Annotated in this window: 14 protein-coding genes; 9 read left to right on the forward strand and 5 right to left on the reverse strand. The window is 35.1% G+C overall.

Annotation, left to right across the window (positions count from 1 at the left end; translation table 11 throughout):
• Positions 1 to 227 precede the first annotated feature (227 nt).
• Positions 228 to 1094 (forward strand): hypothetical protein, encoded by an 867-nt coding sequence (locus EKL98_RS07440; protein ID WP_126561935.1) that lies wholly within the window; start codon positions 228 to 230, stop codon positions 1092 to 1094.
• A gap of 328 nt (positions 1095 to 1422) precedes the next feature.
• On the forward strand, positions 1423 to 1971 hold the full coding sequence (locus EKL98_RS07445; RefSeq protein ID WP_126561936.1) for an REP-associated tyrosine transposase: 549 nt from the start codon (positions 1423 to 1425) through the stop codon (positions 1969 to 1971).
• A 410-nt stretch (positions 1972 to 2381) separates the two neighbouring features.
• Here EKL98_RS07445 and EKL98_RS07455 read toward each other — a convergent pair whose 3' ends face one another.
• Complete coding sequence (locus EKL98_RS07455) at positions 2382 to 3038, reverse strand: TrmH family RNA methyltransferase (RefSeq protein ID WP_126561937.1); 657 nt, start codon at positions 3036 to 3038, stop codon at positions 2382 to 2384.
• A gap of 217 nt (positions 3039 to 3255) precedes the next feature.
• Between EKL98_RS07455 and EKL98_RS07460 the strand changes: the two genes are divergently transcribed.
• The 5 genes from EKL98_RS07460 to EKL98_RS07480 all read left to right on the forward strand — a co-directional run bounded on the left by EKL98_RS07460 (position 3256) and on the right by EKL98_RS07480 (position 10546).
• Complete coding sequence (locus EKL98_RS07460; protein ID WP_126460274.1) at positions 3256 to 3948, forward strand: SIR2 family NAD-dependent protein deacylase; 693 nt, start codon at positions 3256 to 3258, stop codon at positions 3946 to 3948.
• A gap of 67 nt (positions 3949 to 4015) precedes the next feature.
• Positions 4016 to 5365 carry an adenylosuccinate lyase gene (gene purB, locus EKL98_RS07465; RefSeq protein WP_126561938.1) on the forward strand — a complete coding sequence of 450 codons (1350 nt, stop codon included), beginning with the start codon at positions 4016 to 4018 and terminating at the stop codon, positions 5363 to 5365.
• A 194-nt stretch (positions 5366 to 5559) separates the two neighbouring features.
• Complete coding sequence (locus EKL98_RS07470; protein ID WP_126554341.1) at positions 5560 to 7800, forward strand: cation:proton antiporter domain-containing protein; 2241 nt, start codon at positions 5560 to 5562, stop codon at positions 7798 to 7800.
• Between the two features lie 255 nt (positions 7801 to 8055).
• Positions 8056 to 8661 carry an NAD(P)H-dependent oxidoreductase gene (locus tag EKL98_RS07475; RefSeq protein ID WP_126456328.1) on the forward strand — a complete coding sequence of 202 codons (606 nt, stop codon included), beginning with the start codon at positions 8056 to 8058 and terminating at the stop codon, positions 8659 to 8661.
• A 1-nt stretch (position 8662) separates the two neighbouring features.
• A complete protein-coding gene (locus EKL98_RS07480; RefSeq protein ID WP_126561939.1) occupies positions 8663 to 10546 on the forward strand; it encodes a monovalent cation:proton antiporter-2 (CPA2) family protein in 1884 nt (627 codons plus the stop codon).
• A gap of 87 nt (positions 10547 to 10633) precedes the next feature.
• On the opposite strand, the gene guaB is transcribed toward EKL98_RS07480, so the two are convergent.
• Entirely contained in the window at positions 10634 to 12106 is a 1473-nt protein-coding gene (guaB, locus tag EKL98_RS07485) for an IMP dehydrogenase (RefSeq protein WP_126454571.1), read from the reverse strand.
• An 85-nt stretch (positions 12107 to 12191) separates the two neighbouring features.
• On the opposite strand from guaB, the gene EKL98_RS07490 reads away from it, so the two are divergent.
• On the forward strand, positions 12192 to 12473 hold the full coding sequence (locus EKL98_RS07490) for a cation-transporting P-type ATPase (protein WP_158614925.1): 282 nt from the start codon (positions 12192 to 12194) through the stop codon (positions 12471 to 12473).
• A gap of 6 nt (positions 12474 to 12479) precedes the next feature.
• On the forward strand, positions 12480 to 12629 hold the full coding sequence (locus EKL98_RS17585; RefSeq protein ID WP_158614926.1) for a hypothetical protein: 150 nt from the start codon (positions 12480 to 12482) through the stop codon (positions 12627 to 12629).
• Positions 12630 to 12740: 111 nt separating this feature from the next.
• On the opposite strand, the gene EKL98_RS07495 is transcribed toward EKL98_RS17585, so the two are convergent.
• The 3 genes from EKL98_RS07495 to EKL98_RS07505 form a co-directional block, all read right to left on the reverse strand.
• Entirely contained in the window at positions 12741 to 14135 is a 1395-nt protein-coding gene (locus EKL98_RS07495; RefSeq protein WP_126561940.1) for a DUF5723 family protein, read from the reverse strand.
• Entirely contained in the window at positions 14132 to 14683 is a 552-nt protein-coding gene (locus EKL98_RS07500) for a hypothetical protein (protein ID WP_126561941.1), read from the reverse strand. Before EKL98_RS07500 ends, EKL98_RS07495 begins: the two co-directional genes overlap by 4 nt.
• A 107-nt stretch (positions 14684 to 14790) precedes the next feature.
• Positions 14791 to 15654: a hydroxymethylglutaryl-CoA lyase gene (locus EKL98_RS07505; RefSeq protein WP_126561942.1), complete on the reverse strand. Its 864-nt coding sequence runs from the start codon at positions 15652 to 15654 to the stop codon at positions 14791 to 14793.
• Between the last annotated feature and the right edge of the window lie 89 nt (positions 15655 to 15743).

Here is a 15743-nt window from a genome sequence, read left to right on the forward strand (position 1 = left end):
TTGAAGTTGGTTTTGTACTTGAAAAAATAGTGATTATCCGAAATAATAGCTTTATTTAGCCCGACCATCGCCTACTAGCGGGACGTTATACCACATTATTGAATAACGTTATGAAAAAAAGATAAAAAATCTTTCCGAATTTTCGCAAGTAATTATAATTTAATTACTTGCGAACAAATAAAATAAATTTTATACTTTTAAAAGTAATAATTTAAACTATATAAAAAATGAAAAAATATTTTACAAATCTAGTAATCATTATGGCATTATCTATTCTTTTTATTGGCTGTTCCAATGAAGAAAATGAGATAAAAGTAGAAACACTTGACTCAAGTAAAGATGCAAAAAGAATTGCAGATATTATAAATTCTGGAACTGAAGGCATTCCATTTCCTGAAGGTAGCAAAGTTTTTAAAAAATCCGAAGATAACTTTGAAATACGTTTGCCAAAAGATTTTTACTTTTTAATTTCAGAATTAGACTCAAATGGTAATTCAGGTCATCGAGCAATCGCTGAAATTTCTGATGTAAGTGTTACATGTTCATTCACAAAAGGTTCAGGTTGTTCTCCTGTAAAAGCTCAAGGTGAATATTATTGTGTAATGAATAGTGGTTGTACAACATGCACGATGTCAACAGCTAGAATTGGAACAAAACAAAATATTAAAATTCTTGGAATAATTGATTATAATATGGGGGTTAGTTTTGTATCTGAATCAAAAAGTCTTTTAACTTCATCGAAAAACAAAATTATTTCTAAAAGTATTTCAGAGCATTTTTTAAATAAAACAGAAGTTAAAAAAGCACTTTTGGAATTTTATTCTGTAATTTATGATAAAAATATACCAAGTTTTATTACTGAAAACAAAAATCCACCTGCGGGTTATTCATTTTCAAAAGTTAATTTATTTGGTAATGAAATAATGGTTCCAGTAAAATCAAATTCTTTTTCAACAGAATTAGGTATTTCTGAAATTGATGATGCAGCTGTTACTTGCAGTTGTAGTAGTGGTTCTGGTTGTGTAAAAAAATCATTTATGGGTGCAAAATATTGTGATGCTGGTTCTTGCACAAAATGTACTTTGAATGATTAAATCTGAATTTTAACTTATAATAAAGAGTGAATTTCATAAATTATGGAGTTCACTTTTTTGTATAACGTGGTATAACAAGCGTTTTGCAAGATTGCGGGGTAAGTGATTAATTCAAAGTTTTGGCATATCAATAAAGTTCAGTAATAACCTAAAAGTTAAGGCTTATTTAGTCCGCAACCTCGCAAAGCGCTGGGACGTCAAACTGTCTAATACCTCCTTTCTCTATGTTAGATAATTTATACAAAAAATCGTTCAAATAATTTGCATAATTCCCCCGCTAGCGCGAGCGTCTCGCTCGTGCCCACAAAGTAAACACAATATAAACTAAATGAGCACAAAATATAAATTTGGAGAGAAAACGGGAGCTTATTTTGTGAGCTTCGCAACTGTAAATTGGATTGATGTATTTACTAGAGACGCATATTTTTGTAATATTATTGAGTCATTGGACTTTTGTCGAAAGAAAAAGGGAATGGAGATTTACGGCTATTGTATTATGCCTAGTCATGTGCATTTAATATTTCGTTCCGAAAATGGAGACCCATCAGGATTGATGCTTGACTTCAAAGGTTTTACATCAAAAAAATTGCTCAAAACAATTGAAGAAAACGCTCAAGAAAGTCGAAGAGAATGGATGCTTTGGATTATGGAACGAGCAGGAAAAAAGAATAGCAATGTAAAGCATAGACAATTTTGGCGACAGGATAATCATCCCATTGAGATTTGGTCGTTAAAAGTTTTTGAACAAAAGCTTACCTATATTCATCAAAACCCTGTAGAATCTGGTTTTGTAACCGATCCGATAGATTGGAAATATAGTAGTGCTAGAAATTATGGAAATAACGATCAAACGATTTTAGAAATTGATTTGAATTGATTTAGATTGTGGGCACGAGCGGGACGCACGCGCTAGCGGGGATCTATTGGAAATATAGTAGTGCTAGGAATTATGGAAATAACGACCAAACGATTTTAGAAATTGATTTGAATTGATTTAGATTGTGGGCACGAGCGGGACGCTCGCGCTAGCGAAGGTCTAGAATCAGACAGTCTATAGAATCTCTTTTTAATTAGTTGATTAAAAACACAAATATTCAAAGAGCATGCAAAGTTAGATCCGCAAAAGGATTATTAGTGCAGCTGCTTGGCAAGATTGCAGCTGCCTTTATAAACTTAATATTTTAACCCTTGATTCGCTTTATTTGTCATTGGAAATAACGGCGTCTATCGCTATAAAATGAATCCGAACAATATAAAAGACATACAACTAGAAAGTGAAACAACGTTTTAATGCTCCTCAAAATACCGTTCTTCAATTCGCTTAATGTCTTTTATTGAATTTTTGGCCCAAGCCAATCGCTTTTCTAAAATTTCATTTTCGGATAAATGCCAATCAATATTTGAATTGCGCAATCGATTCGTCAAGTTTTGAATGATGATTGCAGCTGAGACTGAAATGTTTAAACTCTCTGTAAAACCCACCATGGGAATTTTTAGAAAACCATCGGAGCGCTTCAAAATTTCTTCTGATAATCCGTCTCTTTCTGTTCCAAAAAATAAAGCGCTGGGTTTCGAAATGTCAAAATCTTCCATCAAACAATCATTCTCATGTGGCGTGGTAGCGATTATTTGATATCCTTTACTTTTTAACGCGTCCACACAGTTTGTAATGCTGTCGAAGGTATTGATATCGACCCATTTTTGGGCGCCCATGGCAATTTCCTTGTCGATACTTTTTCCGTAGCGTTGCTCGATAACGTTCAACTCCTGAATTCCAAAAATCTCGCAGCTTCGCATCACTGCACTGGTATTGTGCATTTGAAAAATATCTTCTACAGCAATGGTAAAATGATTGGTTCTGTTTTCTAATATTTTCAGGAATTTTTCTTTGCGGTTATCCGTTAGGATATTTTCAAGAAAATTAAGGTAATCAATGTCGACCATTAGAATATTTATTTATGCAAAAATAGTAAAAAAGACTAGCTTTATAGCTTCAAAAGTAGATTCTGACAGCTGCTTTTGGGATTGTTCCATAAAAGCTGAATTATAAATGATTGCGGAATTTGCGTGAGGGATAGAGGCGGTATCCTTTTTGGGCTTTTTAGCCAAAAAGATAAAGCTGAAAGCCCGACCCTTGTGGTCACGCCCAAATTGATATAAAATGAAAAAGAAATTAGTGGTTTTGACAGGAGCGGGGATTAGTGCCGAAAGTGGCATCAAAACCTTTCGGGATAGCGACGGACTTTGGGAAGGGCATAATGTGCTGGATGTGGCCACTCCAGAAGGTTGGCATAAAAACCCGGCTTTGGTGCTGGATTTTTATAATCAAAGACGAAAACAACTCAAGGAAGTGCACCCTAATTTAGGCCACCAAATTCTGGCTGAATTAGAAAATGAATTTGATGTTTTCATCATCACACAAAATGTAGATGATTTACACGAACGCGCCGGAAGCACGAATGTGTTGCATTTGCACGGCGAATTGTTGAAAGTAAGAAGCACCAAAAACCCAAATTACATTCTGGATTGGCAGGACGATTTGAATTTTGGCGATTGCGATGAAAATAAAAATCAATTGCGTCCACATATTGTTTGGTTTGGCGAGGAAGTTCCAGCACTTGATCAAGCCATTAGAATTAGTGAAGGTGCAGATTATTTTGCGGTGATTGGGACATCTTTGCAAGTGTATCCTGCAGCCGGATTAATCGATTTTACATCCCGCGAAACACCTATTTTTTATATTGATCCAAAACCCATAAAAATTCCAAATCTCCGAAATCCATTAGATGTGATTCCTGAAGTGGCATCAGAAGGAATGAAAACACTAAAAAAGAAGCTAATCGGCTTTATTTAAAAACCATTCGTTTTCTATTTTGTCACGAAAGGGTTATATTTGCGCCTTTCGAACAAACAACAAAACAATGACTACTTTAAACGAATTGAATGCTATTTCTCCTATTGATGGAAGATATAGAAACAAGACTATTTCGCTGGCTCCATTTTTCTCTGAAGAAGCCTTAATCAAATACCGTGTATTGGTTGAAATTGAATATTTCATTGCTTTGTGCGAAGTACCTTTGCCTCAACTTGCAACCGTAAACCCAGATGTATTCGACAGTTTACGTAATATTTATAAAAACTTCTCTACTGAAGATGCCCTTTGGATCAAAGAGACGGAGAAAGTAACCAACCACGACGTAAAAGCGGTAGAATATTTCATCAAAGATGCTTTTGAAAAACTAGGCTTATCCCAATATAAAGAGTTTATTCACTTTGGATTAACATCTCAAGATATTAATAACACGGCGATTCCGCTTTCGACAAAAGAAGCTTTCGAGAAAGTATACATGCCTTCCTTGATCACTTTGACATCAAAATTAAAAGATCTAAGTGTCGAATGGCGCGATATTCCAATGCTTGCCCGTACCCACGGACAACCGGCTTCACCAACGCGCTTGGGTAAAGAAATTGGTGTTTTTGTAGAACGTCTGGAAGAACAAATGCGTTTGTTGTTTAATATTCCTTTTGCAGCTAAATTTGGTGGTGCAACTGGAAATTACAATGCGCATCATGTGGCGTATCCTCAAATTGACTGGAGAAAATTTGGAGGGAAATTTGTGGAGGACAACCTTGGTTTACACCACTCCTTCCCTACTACTCAAATTGAACATTACGATCATTTTGCTGCATTTTTTGATGCGTTGAAAAGAATAAATACAATCATCATTGATTTGGACCGAGACATTTGGACGTATGTTTCGATGGAATATTTTAAGCAAAAAATCAAAGCGGGAGAAATAGGTTCTTCAGCTATGCCACATAAAGTTAATCCTATTGATTTTGAAAATTCAGAAGGAAATTTAGGAATGGCCAATGCGATTTTCGAACATTTATCAGCTAAATTACCTTTGTCTAGATTGCAACGTGATTTAACGGACAGTACCGTTTTGAGAAATATTGGTGTACCAATAGGACATACGTTAATCGCTTTTGAAGCTACTTTGAAAGGCTTGAACAAATTGTTATTGAACGAGCCAAAATTCCACGAAGATTTAGAAAAAAACTGGGCTGTAGTTGCCGAGGCAATTCAAACAATTTTGCGTCGTGAAGGATATCCTAATCCGTATGAAGCATTAAAAGGATTGACCAGAACCAATGAAGCTATTGATAAAAAAGCGATTCACGGTTTTATAGCAACACTTGAAGTTTCGGATGCCATTAAAGCTGAATTAATGCAAATAACTCCTAGTAATTTTTTGGGAATCAGCTAAAAAAAAATAACCCGTCTTCTTATTAAATTCTGCTTCTATAAAATTTTAACGTTTTATGGGAGCAGAATTTTCTTTTAAGACTAAAATTATCATAAAAAAAAGTTATCCTTTAACGTTTTTTTTGATAAATAATAATAAAATTATATATTACAACAATACCAAAAAACATTTAATACAAATCAGTACATCCATCAATGAATCCCATAGAAGCAACATCACAAATAACACAACATTTACATCCTCTGATCAGTGATTTAGGATTAATATTAATGACCGCTGCAGTTGCGGTACTTTTATTCAAAAAAATAAGACAACCTTTAGTCTTAGGATATTTAATCGCTGGTTTTTTAGCGGGGCCAAATTTTATTTTTTTTCCATCAGTACAAGAAATAAACAGTATCGAAGTCTGGGCTGAGATTGGTGTTATTTTCCTTTTATTTAGTTTAGGCCTGGAATTTAGTTTTAAAAAACTGATGAAAGTTGGAGGTACAGCCGCTATTACGGCGCTGTTTCAAATAACCACTATGATCGTTTTAGGGTATCTCGTCGGACAATGGATGGGATGGTCCTTGATGGATAGTATTTTTTTAGGCGCTATTTTATCGATGTCTTCAACAACAATTATTCTTCGTGCTTTTGATGAGCTGAATGTAAAGGGGAAAAAATTTGCTGGAATTGTTTTTGGAACCTTGATAATAGAGGATATTGTAGCCATTTTGCTGATGGTCTTACTTTCAACAATAGCTGTCAGTAAACAATTTTCAGGAATGGAGTTATTCGAATCTGTTTTAAAACTCTTTTTCTTCTTAATATTATGGTTTGTAGGTGGTATCTTTTTCATACCCACCCTTCTTAAAAAAGCAAAAAATTTATTCAATGAGGAAACCCTATTGATAATATCAATCGCACTCTGTTTAATGATGGTTATCTTAGCTACAAAAGCAGGTTTTTCCCCAGCACTAGGTGCCTTTATAATGGGCTCTATCATTGCTGAAACCATTCATTCAGAAAGAATTGAGCATTTAATTAAACCCGTAAAAGATTTATTTGGAGCTGTTTTCTTTGTATCGGTAGGAATGTTAATCAACCCAAATACTTTAGTAGAATATGCAGTCCCTGTTGTAGTAATCACGTTAATTACAATTTTTGGAAAATCGATAAGTACGATGTTTGGAGCGCTAATTGCCGGTCAGCCCCTAAAGCAATCAGTCCAGTCAGGGATGAGTTTAGCACAAATTGGCGAGTTTTCTTTTATCATTGCCACCTTGGGAATGACATTAAAAGTGACAAGTGATTTTGTGTATCCAATTATTGTTGCAGTTTCAGCAGTAACGACTTTCACTACCCCATTTATGATCAAAATAGCGTTGCCAGTTTATGAACGCTTAATAAAAATACTGCCTAAAAAATTGATAGATGCTATAGATCGATATAGTGTGAATTCACAATCTGTAAAAACGACCAGTAATTGGCAGATTGTTTTGAAAGCAAAGTTGTCACAAATTGTGGTTCATTCTGTAATTATTATTGCCATAATTATTTTATCTGACCGCTATATTATTCCAATGACAGAAAGTTCTAAATTTGGAAACGCAGCAGCAGCCTTGGTAACATCCATAATAATAGCTCCTTTTTTATGGGCGTTATCCTTCAGAAAAGTGGCGGTAGAGCAGATTGAAGCTTTACAAAAAGCCGGCAAACATCGTGGTCCAATAATGGTATTGATTCTAATCCGAATTAGTTTAGGAATCTTTTTTATTGGCTTCTTATTAAATAATTTTTTGTCGCCTTGGATAGCCTTCGTCGCTTTGATCGCTGCAATATCTGTTTATTTATTGTTCCCAAAAAAATTAAACACTTTGTACAATAAAATTGAACTTCACTTTTTTCGAAATTTCAATGATAGAGAAATTTCTCAAGCACAGAAGAAACGAAGTGATTTAACTCCTTGGGACGGGCATATGGCATTTTTCGAAATTACCAAAGAATCAAATCTGGCAGGTAAAGCATTGAATGAACTTGAAATCCGAGAAAACATGGGTATTAATATTGCTTTTATAAAACGTGGAGGCATTACTATAAATATTCCTGATGGCAATGAACGTGTATTTCCCGGTGATGAAATTTGCGTCATTGGAACCGATGACCAAGTTCAAATATTTAAATCTTATCTGGATCAGAATGAAATTGAAGTTCCTGAATTAGTACAAGAAACCGCTATAATATTAAAACAAGTAGAACTAGAAAATGAAGAATTTATCGGAAAAAGCATTCGGAAATCACAGCTAAGAGAAAAAACGAATGGTCTGATCGTCGGGATTGAAAGAAATGAAAAACGGATTCTTAACCCGAATTCGGATATTATCTTAGAGAAAAATGATATTCTTTGGATTGTAGGAAACGAAAAATTACTCACTGCCTTTTTTGAAAAGTAAAACAAGGTCTTTTGTTGTACTCCAAGTTTGATAAAATTATAATTCAACAGGGTCCTCTTTTATTTGAGATGTATTTTACCATCGTCTAAAATAAATTATTATCTTTATTAAGAGACGTTCTCAATAAATCTATCGATTTTTTTGCCAGGATTTCTTGTTTTATTTTTAGTAGTACTGTAGCAATTAATATCATTATTAAATTTTAAATGCGAAAAAAAAAATATAATTCAATAAGCTAATCACCTTATCAATTTTATGTCAAAAAACAAAATATTAATCCTATTTTCCCATCCACTTTACGAGAAATCGCACGCAAATAAAGCCTTGGTGGAAAATATTCCAGAATCAGAAAACATAACTTTCCATGATTTATACGAAGAGTATCCTGATTTTGATATTGATGTAAAACACGAACAGGTTTTGTTAAGTCAGCATGACATCATCATTTGGCATCATCCCATGTACTGGTATAGTTGTCCGCCATTGATGAAACAATGGATTGATATGGTACTGGAACACAACTGGGCATACGGAAAAAAAGGAAAAGCCTTGCAAGATAAAATTATTTTTCAAGTAATTACTACCGGCGGAGACAAAGAAAATTATTGCAAAACCGGCAGTGAACGGTACAGTATTCCCGAATTGCTCGAGCCGTTTAACCAAACCGCAAAAGTATGCAACATGATTTACTTACCCCCTTTTGTTGTGCATGGCACACACAATATGTCCAAAGATGATTATAAACAAAACGGTTTAATGTATGGCCATTTTCTAGATTACATAAACAACAATAATTTAGATACGGAAGTACTTTTGCAGTACCATTATTTGAACGAATGGTTTGCCACAATACAACAATAACATGGATACCAATTTTTTACTTCAGGCTATTATTTATTTATCAGCTGCCGTTATTTGTGTTCCTATTGCTAAAAAATTAGGATTAAGTTCTACTTTAGGCTATTTATTTGCCGGCATAATAATAGGCCCTTATGTAATGGGGTTTATTGGTCAGGAAGGCCAGGATATTATGCATTTTGCTGAATTTGGCGTTGTGATGATGTTGTTTTTAATTGGTTTAGAACTGGAACCCAGTAAGTTTTGGAAAATGAGGAAATTTATTATTGGAATGGGTTCCGCACAATTAGTTGGAACAACGCTTCTTTTATTTTTTGGATGTCTTTATTTTATGGATTGGAAATGGGAAACCACACTGGCCGTTTCCTTAGCGCTCGCATTATCCTCTACGGCCATTGTATTGCAAACTTTAAAAGAAAAAGGATTATCTAATACTTCCGTGGGACGTTCGTCATTTGCTGTTCTTCTTTTTCAGGACATCGCCGTAATTCCGATTTTAGCATTTTTGCCGCTTTTATCTACCGTAAATCTAGAAACTACAAATGAAATTCAACAATCCCTAATTACAGGTTTCTCCAGCTGGTTGCAAACTTTAATAGTCATCGGATGTATATCAACAATATATTTTGCAGGCCGCTTTTTATTTGTTCCGCTATTGCATATTATCGCCAAAACTCGGTTGCAGGAATTGTTCACCGCATCGGCATTGTTATTAGTTGTAGGCGTTTCTTATTTGATGCAGCTGGTTGGGTTAAGTCCCGCTCTAGGAGCATTTATGGCTGGAGTCGTACTGGCCAACTCTGAATTTCGTCATGAGCTGGAAGGGGATATTGCTCCGTTTAAAGGATTACTGCTTGGTCTTTTTTTTCTTGGAGTAGGCGCATCGATAAACTTTAAACTGATTCTTGACAATCCCCTTTTCATATTTGTTTTTGGAGCTATTCTTACTTTGGTCAAGTTTTTCGTTTTATTTATAATCAGCCGCTTTCATAAAAAGAAAATAGACCAAAACCTATTATTTGCTTTTGGGTTAAGTCAGGCAGGAGAATTTGGTTTTGTAATCATGAGCTTCTCTATGCAGCTGAACATCATTCCTAACATTTTGGCCAATCAAATCATGGCTGTTATTGCTATGAGTATGATAGCAACACCTTTTTTGCTGTTAATAAATGAACGCTTAATTTATCCTAATTCAAAATTTCAAGAAAAGGAAACAAAAAAAGACAGTGATTATATTGATGAAGACAATCCTGTAATCATAGCTGGTTTTGGTCATTTTGGGAGTACAGTTGGACGCCTATTAAGAGCCAATAACGTAAAATCAACGATCCTAGATTATGATTCTGATCGAATAGATGTATTACGAAAAATGGGATTCAAAGTATATTATGGAGATGCCACTCGTTTAGAATTATTGAAAGCTGCAGGTTGTGATACTGCCAAACTTTTTATTGCTGCCATTGATAATCCTACGGTAAATTTGCAAGTAATTGAAACCTTAAAAAAACACTTCCCAAATTTAAAGATCTTAACTCGTGCCCGAAACCGAATTGATGCCTATGAATTAATTGACCATAAAGTAGAACACATTTATCGGGAAACGTTATACAGTGCGGTCAATATGGGGGTAGATGCCTTAGTAGAATTAGGTCACAGAAAATATACCGCTACCAGACAAGGGCAACAATTTATAAAATATGATGAAATTACCACCCGAAAATTAGCGGAAAAACGTCATGATAAAATGGCCTATCTGATCACCGTAAAAGAAGAAATTGAATTACAGGAACAATTGTTGAAAAGTGATATTTATTCCCAAGTTGCAGCCACCAATCACAGTTGGGACAGCGAGCATTTGAAAAACAACTTAGCAGATACTACAGAATAACGATTTTCCGAAAACTGAAAAAAGACATAATTAAAACCTTAAGCGGAATTAATTATGCCTTTTTTTATTGTTTAAAAAAACTAAAAATTATCTTGAATAATTAGGAGCTTCTTTTGTAATGGTTACATTATGAGGGTGACTTTCATTGATTCCGCTAGCTGTTATGCGAACAAAACGACCGGTTTCCTGTAAAGTTGGAATGTCTTTAGAGCCACAATACCCCATTCCGGCACGAAGACCACCAATAAATTGTTGCATGCTTTCGTTCAATTCCCCTTTGTAGGGAACCCTTCCTACAATTCCTTCCGGAACCAGCTTTTTTACATCATCTTCTACATCTTGAAAATAACGGTCTTTAGAACCTTCTTGCATTGCTTCAACAGAACCCATTCCACGGTACGACTTAAATTTTCTGCCTTCGAAAATAATAGTTTCTCCTGGAGATTCCATGGTACCTGCTAATAATGATCCTAACATTACACAATCAGCTCCTGCAGCAATAGCTTTTGGAATATCTCCAGTGTAACGAATTCCACCATCAGCAATAACTGGAACTCCAGAACCTTTGATCGCCGCAGCTACTTCAAGAACAGCTGAAAACTGAGGAAAACCAACGCCTGCTACAATACGAGTCGTACAAATAGACCCTGGACCAATCCCTACTTTTACTCCATCTGCACCATTCTCAACTAGATATTTGGCTGCTTCAGCAGTGGCAATATTACCAACAATAACGTCTAAGTTAGGGAATTTCGCTTTAACTAATTTTAGTACATCGACAACTCCTTTCGTATGTCCATGAGCAGTATCGATAATAACTGCATCTACTCCGGCATTAACCAAAGCAGTAGCCCTTTCAACAGCATCGGCAGTTACACCTAACGCTGCAGCTACACGTAAACGTCCGTATTTGTCTTTGTTTGCATTTGGTTTTTGAGTCAATTTAGTGATGTCTCTAAAGGTAATCAGGCCCACTAATTTATAATCAGCATTTACTACTGGAAGTTTTTCAATTTTATGACCTTGCAAAACTACTTCTGCTTGTTCCAGAGAGGTACCTTCGGCAACAGTTACTAAGTTTTCACTGGTCATAACCTCAACAATAGGTCTTGAACTATTTTTTTCAAAACGTAAATCTCTATTGGTAACGATTCCTTTTAATATTTGATTTTCATCTACAATTGGAATACCTCCAATACCAAATTCTTTCATGGCATTTTTGGCATCTGCTACTGTTGAAGTTAATGGCAAAGTAACGGGATCGATAATCATACCGGATTCGGCTCGTTTTACTTTTCTAACTTTCGCAGCTTGCTGTTCGATGGTCATATTTTTATGCAAAACGCCTATTCCGCCTTCTTGAGCCATCGCAATTGCCATCGCGCTTTCGGTTACGGTATCCATAGCAGCGGATACAATAGGAACATTTAACGTTATATTTCTTGAAAATTTGGATTGAATACTCACTTCGCGAGGAAGCACATTTGAGTAGTTGGGAACTAATAGAACATCATCGTAAGTTAATCCTTCACCGATAATCTTAGAGTTGTGTGCGATCATTGCAATTGTAGTTGGAGTTTAATTGCGTGCAAATATAGATAATTTTAAGCAAAAAATCGCTATCATTTTCCAATAAATAATTAAATTGCCGTTCAAAGTCAATTCTTTGGTTCTAAAATACACCTTGGTTTCCAATCCAGAAAATCGGTTTAATTTATTTTGCTATGACAGAAACCCACACCAATTAAAAGGACTTTCTAATGAAGCCGTTTTTCTTTCGAGAACAAAATTTGGCTCGAATGCAATAGTCAATCAGGATAAAAATCAGTTCTTGAAATCCCTATTCGAAATGGTAAAGGAACTAATGTTCTTACTATTACTCTCCGCAACTAGTGCTTATTTCATTATTAGTGATTATGGAAACTGAATTTTGATGAGTGTAGCAATTGTATTGGTTTCCGCTATTTCACTGTATCCGGAATCCAAAAGCAGAACAGTAATTGAAGCCTTAAAAAATTATCCCGATCCAAAAGCAAAGTCATCTGCAACGGCTAAATCATTGAAATTTCAAGCGAGGAAATAGTTGTTGGCAACAAAACTCAACTAGGCATAAAAATAGGGCAATCATTCGGGAACTCTTGAATCATGGAAAAATAGCAGCTTAAAAACTAACGAAGTATTGTTAGATAGTACTTTATCTTTTACTGTTTTTGAAAATAACATTTAACCCCAGTTGAAAAGAAAGACTATTTGCCTTGGTAACATCGCGGTATTCCAAAAGATTATCAGCAAGAATATAGAAATTTACTGGTCCAAAATGACTGGACAATCCCAATCCTATATTCTTGTACGAATACGAATCTATGGTGTACGTGGCTTTCATTTGCAATGCCTTGAAGAGTTTTCGCCTGTAATAGGTGGTAAAAGCGACTAGTGGAGTTCGTGGTGTAGACATAACAAATAATTGGGCGCCAACTGCACTTTTATAAATAGTTTCCGGATCATAATTAAGACAATTGCAATCTTCTGGTCTTTCTTCGTCAAACGAATACTGAACCGAAGTATTAAATTTTGCTGGTCGCCAAGTTGTATAATCCGCATATAAGGTGTCCAAAGGAATGGCATCATTGAATTCCTTGTATCCGTTTCCTGCTGAATTACCGGAACTGAAATTTGGAATCACACCTTCATACTTATAGGTTCCTTTGTATGTTAAACTCTCTACTTCTTTGCTGTGTTTAATAAAACCCACATCAATAACACTGGCCGTAAGCTGTATGTTTTTCTTTGGATAATAGGTAAAACCAGCATCAAATCCCAAACCTAAATTACCTCCTAAAAAAGCTCTTTTAGTAATGTCTTTCGCCACATTAGGCTCGTAATTCTCATCATCATATTGAGCAATTCCAGACGTATTGAGTTGTAATTGTGAATAAATTATCTGTTCATAGACTCCTGTAGTGGAAGGAATAGTGTAAATGTAGCCTGAGTTATTGGTAGAATTAGCATTGTAAATACTCGAATAAATTTTCCCTCGTACTCCTAAAATAAACTTTTCATTGATGTTTTTATGAAATCCAACATGAAATACCGTTAGCAATTCTGCTTTGACACTCAAATCACCTAAATTAAAAACTTTTCCCAGATAAGCACTATTTCCGTCTAAAGCTAAAATGGCAATGTCTTTAGGAACATAACTCAACATATCAAATTCCTGATACATCCCAAACGAAATATAAGAATCATTTTGTTCTCCTTTGATTTTAAAACCTCCGTTAAAAATTTCTATTTGTTCATTGATCGCTACTCTGTCTTTTCTAGAAGATGAGAATACTGCATTGCGTAATTTTACATTAAAATCGACTCCGTTATCCGCAAATAAATCATACGCCGAAAATCCGCTTGAGCCTACATTTGCAGAAATTCCAGACAATAAAGGAACTCCAAAATACCAATTATATTTGAAATCTGCTCCCGGATTAGTCATCAAAGACTGAGGAACTGAAGTGAAATTATATAAAATTTGTTTGTTTTGCGAAAAGCAATCTACAACTAGAAATAAAATAAAAATTAAGATTACTTTTCTCATTCCAACACTAAATAAGCGGTTGCACCTGAACGCAGTTTCAAACTCCCAGCACTATCCTCGTTCAATAGTGCACCAGGCGACATTGTCAGTGTAAAAGCAATTCTGGTAGTTCTTTTTAATAAATCAAGCTGGGCATTTTCAAAAGTTTCTGTCTTAGTCATTTTGTTTTCCGAACCGGTATAAGCCGGAACAGTAAAATTTATAGCGTGAAGGCGTTGGTAATTTTTGTCCAAAAACACTAGATCCACTGAATATGCTCTACTAATGGTGTTTTCCATTTCAAATGAAAGTTCCACTTTTTTTAATCGCTGTCTAAAAAAATCATCATTAAACACATCCAATACGGGTGCATCAAAGATCACGATTTGCTCTACTCCATTGGTGACAAAATCTTTTGCCGGAATATCAAAATATGCTAAATTAGATACAAAAACAGGCTCTAACTTTAAAGTGTTCACCTGATCATAATCTAAATCACTCGCGCATGAAAAAGAGAACAACAACAATATTAGTATTCCTATAACTCTATTGAAAGCCAGTAGTCTCATGGTATGATACGTTAAAGAAAAAATTTGATTCGTATACTTAACGCATCAATGATAAACTTATTATTGCCAAAATAAAAGAGTTCCACACGGTTTCCTTTCTTTTATTTCTAGTGAAACTCTCCAAACAACTTAGAAGCCTCATTATAAGTGCTTTCAAAACTCATTGGACTCATATTCGTATATTCTTTTTGGGCAGTAAAATATGATAATAATTTCTCCGTGGGCATGTTCCCAGTCAGATCATCAGTAGCCATCGGACAACCACCAAAACCCTGAATGGCACCATCAAAACGACGGCATCCTGCTTTATAAGCGGCATCAATTTTCTCAAACCATTTATCAGGTGTGGTATGGAGGTGTGCACCAAATTCTATTTCTGGATATTGTGGAATTAAATTTGAAAACAAATACGAGATTACATCAGGGGCAGAACTTCCTACTGTGTCCGAAAGCGACAGGATTTTGACTCCCATACTGGCCAATTTTTGAGTCCATTCGCCAACAATTTCAACGTTCCATGGATCACCATAAGGATTTCCAAAACCCATTGATAAATACGCCACGACTTCTTTGTTGCTTTTAGCTGCAATTTCAAGAATTTCTTGTAAGGTAATTAACGATTCAGCTATGGTTTTGTGGGTATTCCGCATTTGGAAATTCTCAGAAATCGAAAATGGGAAGCCCAAATAGCGTATTTCAGGATGAACAGCCGCAAGAGTTGCTCCTTGTGTATTGGCAATAATAGCCAATAATTTGCTTTTGGTTTGAGATAAATCAAGTTGTGCCAGAACTTCTGCTGTATCCTGCATTTGCGGAATTGCTTTTGGTGAAACAAAGCTTCCAAAATCTATAGTATCAAAACCCACACGCAACAAAGACTGAATATAAGTCACTTTTCTTGACGTAGGAATAAAGGGCTTGATGCCTTGCATGGCATCCCGTGGACATTCTATAATTTTTATTGGTTCCATAGAAAGCCAAAGATAGAAAAACAATTAAGATTATTAAATTATGATTTTTAAAATTTCTAAAATTGACATTATTACCTATTTTGGTAATA

Source organism: Flavobacterium bomense, assembly GCF_003970355.1.

What these genes read in the sequence shown, in the direction of transcription:
- EKL98_RS07445 (WP_126561936.1), top strand. Translation starts at nt 1,423, where the DNA reads ATGAGCACAAAATATAAATTTGGAGAGAAAACGGGAGCTTATTTTGTG.
- EKL98_RS07495 (WP_126561940.1), bottom strand. Translation starts at nt 14,135, where the DNA reads ATGAGAAAAGTAATCTTAATTTTTATTTTATTTCTAGTTGTAGATTGC.
- EKL98_RS07480 (WP_126561939.1), top strand. Translation starts at nt 8,663, where the DNA reads ATGGATACCAATTTTTTACTTCAGGCTATTATTTATTTATCAGCTGCC.
- EKL98_RS07455 (WP_126561937.1), bottom strand. Translation starts at nt 3,038, where the DNA reads ATGGTCGACATTGATTACCTTAATTTTCTTGAAAATATCCTAACGGAT.
- EKL98_RS07440 (WP_126561935.1), top strand. Translation starts at nt 228, where the DNA reads ATGAAAAAATATTTTACAAATCTAGTAATCATTATGGCATTATCTATT.
- EKL98_RS07500 (WP_126561941.1), bottom strand. Translation starts at nt 14,683, where the DNA reads ATGAGACTACTGGCTTTCAATAGAGTTATAGGAATACTAATATTGTTG.
- purB (WP_126561938.1), top strand. Translation starts at nt 4,016, where the DNA reads ATGACTACTTTAAACGAATTGAATGCTATTTCTCCTATTGATGGAAGA.
- EKL98_RS07475 (WP_126456328.1), top strand. Translation starts at nt 8,056, where the DNA reads ATGTCAAAAAACAAAATATTAATCCTATTTTCCCATCCACTTTACGAG.
- guaB (WP_126454571.1), bottom strand. Translation starts at nt 12,106, where the DNA reads ATGATCGCACACAACTCTAAGATTATCGGTGAAGGATTAACTTACGAT.
- EKL98_RS07470 (WP_126554341.1), top strand. Translation starts at nt 5,560, where the DNA reads ATGAATCCCATAGAAGCAACATCACAAATAACACAACATTTACATCCT.
- EKL98_RS07460 (WP_126460274.1), top strand. Translation starts at nt 3,256, where the DNA reads ATGAAAAAGAAATTAGTGGTTTTGACAGGAGCGGGGATTAGTGCCGAA.
- EKL98_RS07505 (WP_126561942.1), bottom strand. Translation starts at nt 15,654, where the DNA reads ATGGAACCAATAAAAATTATAGAATGTCCACGGGATGCCATGCAAGGC.
- EKL98_RS17585 (WP_158614926.1), top strand. Translation starts at nt 12,480, where the DNA reads ATGAGTGTAGCAATTGTATTGGTTTCCGCTATTTCACTGTATCCGGAA.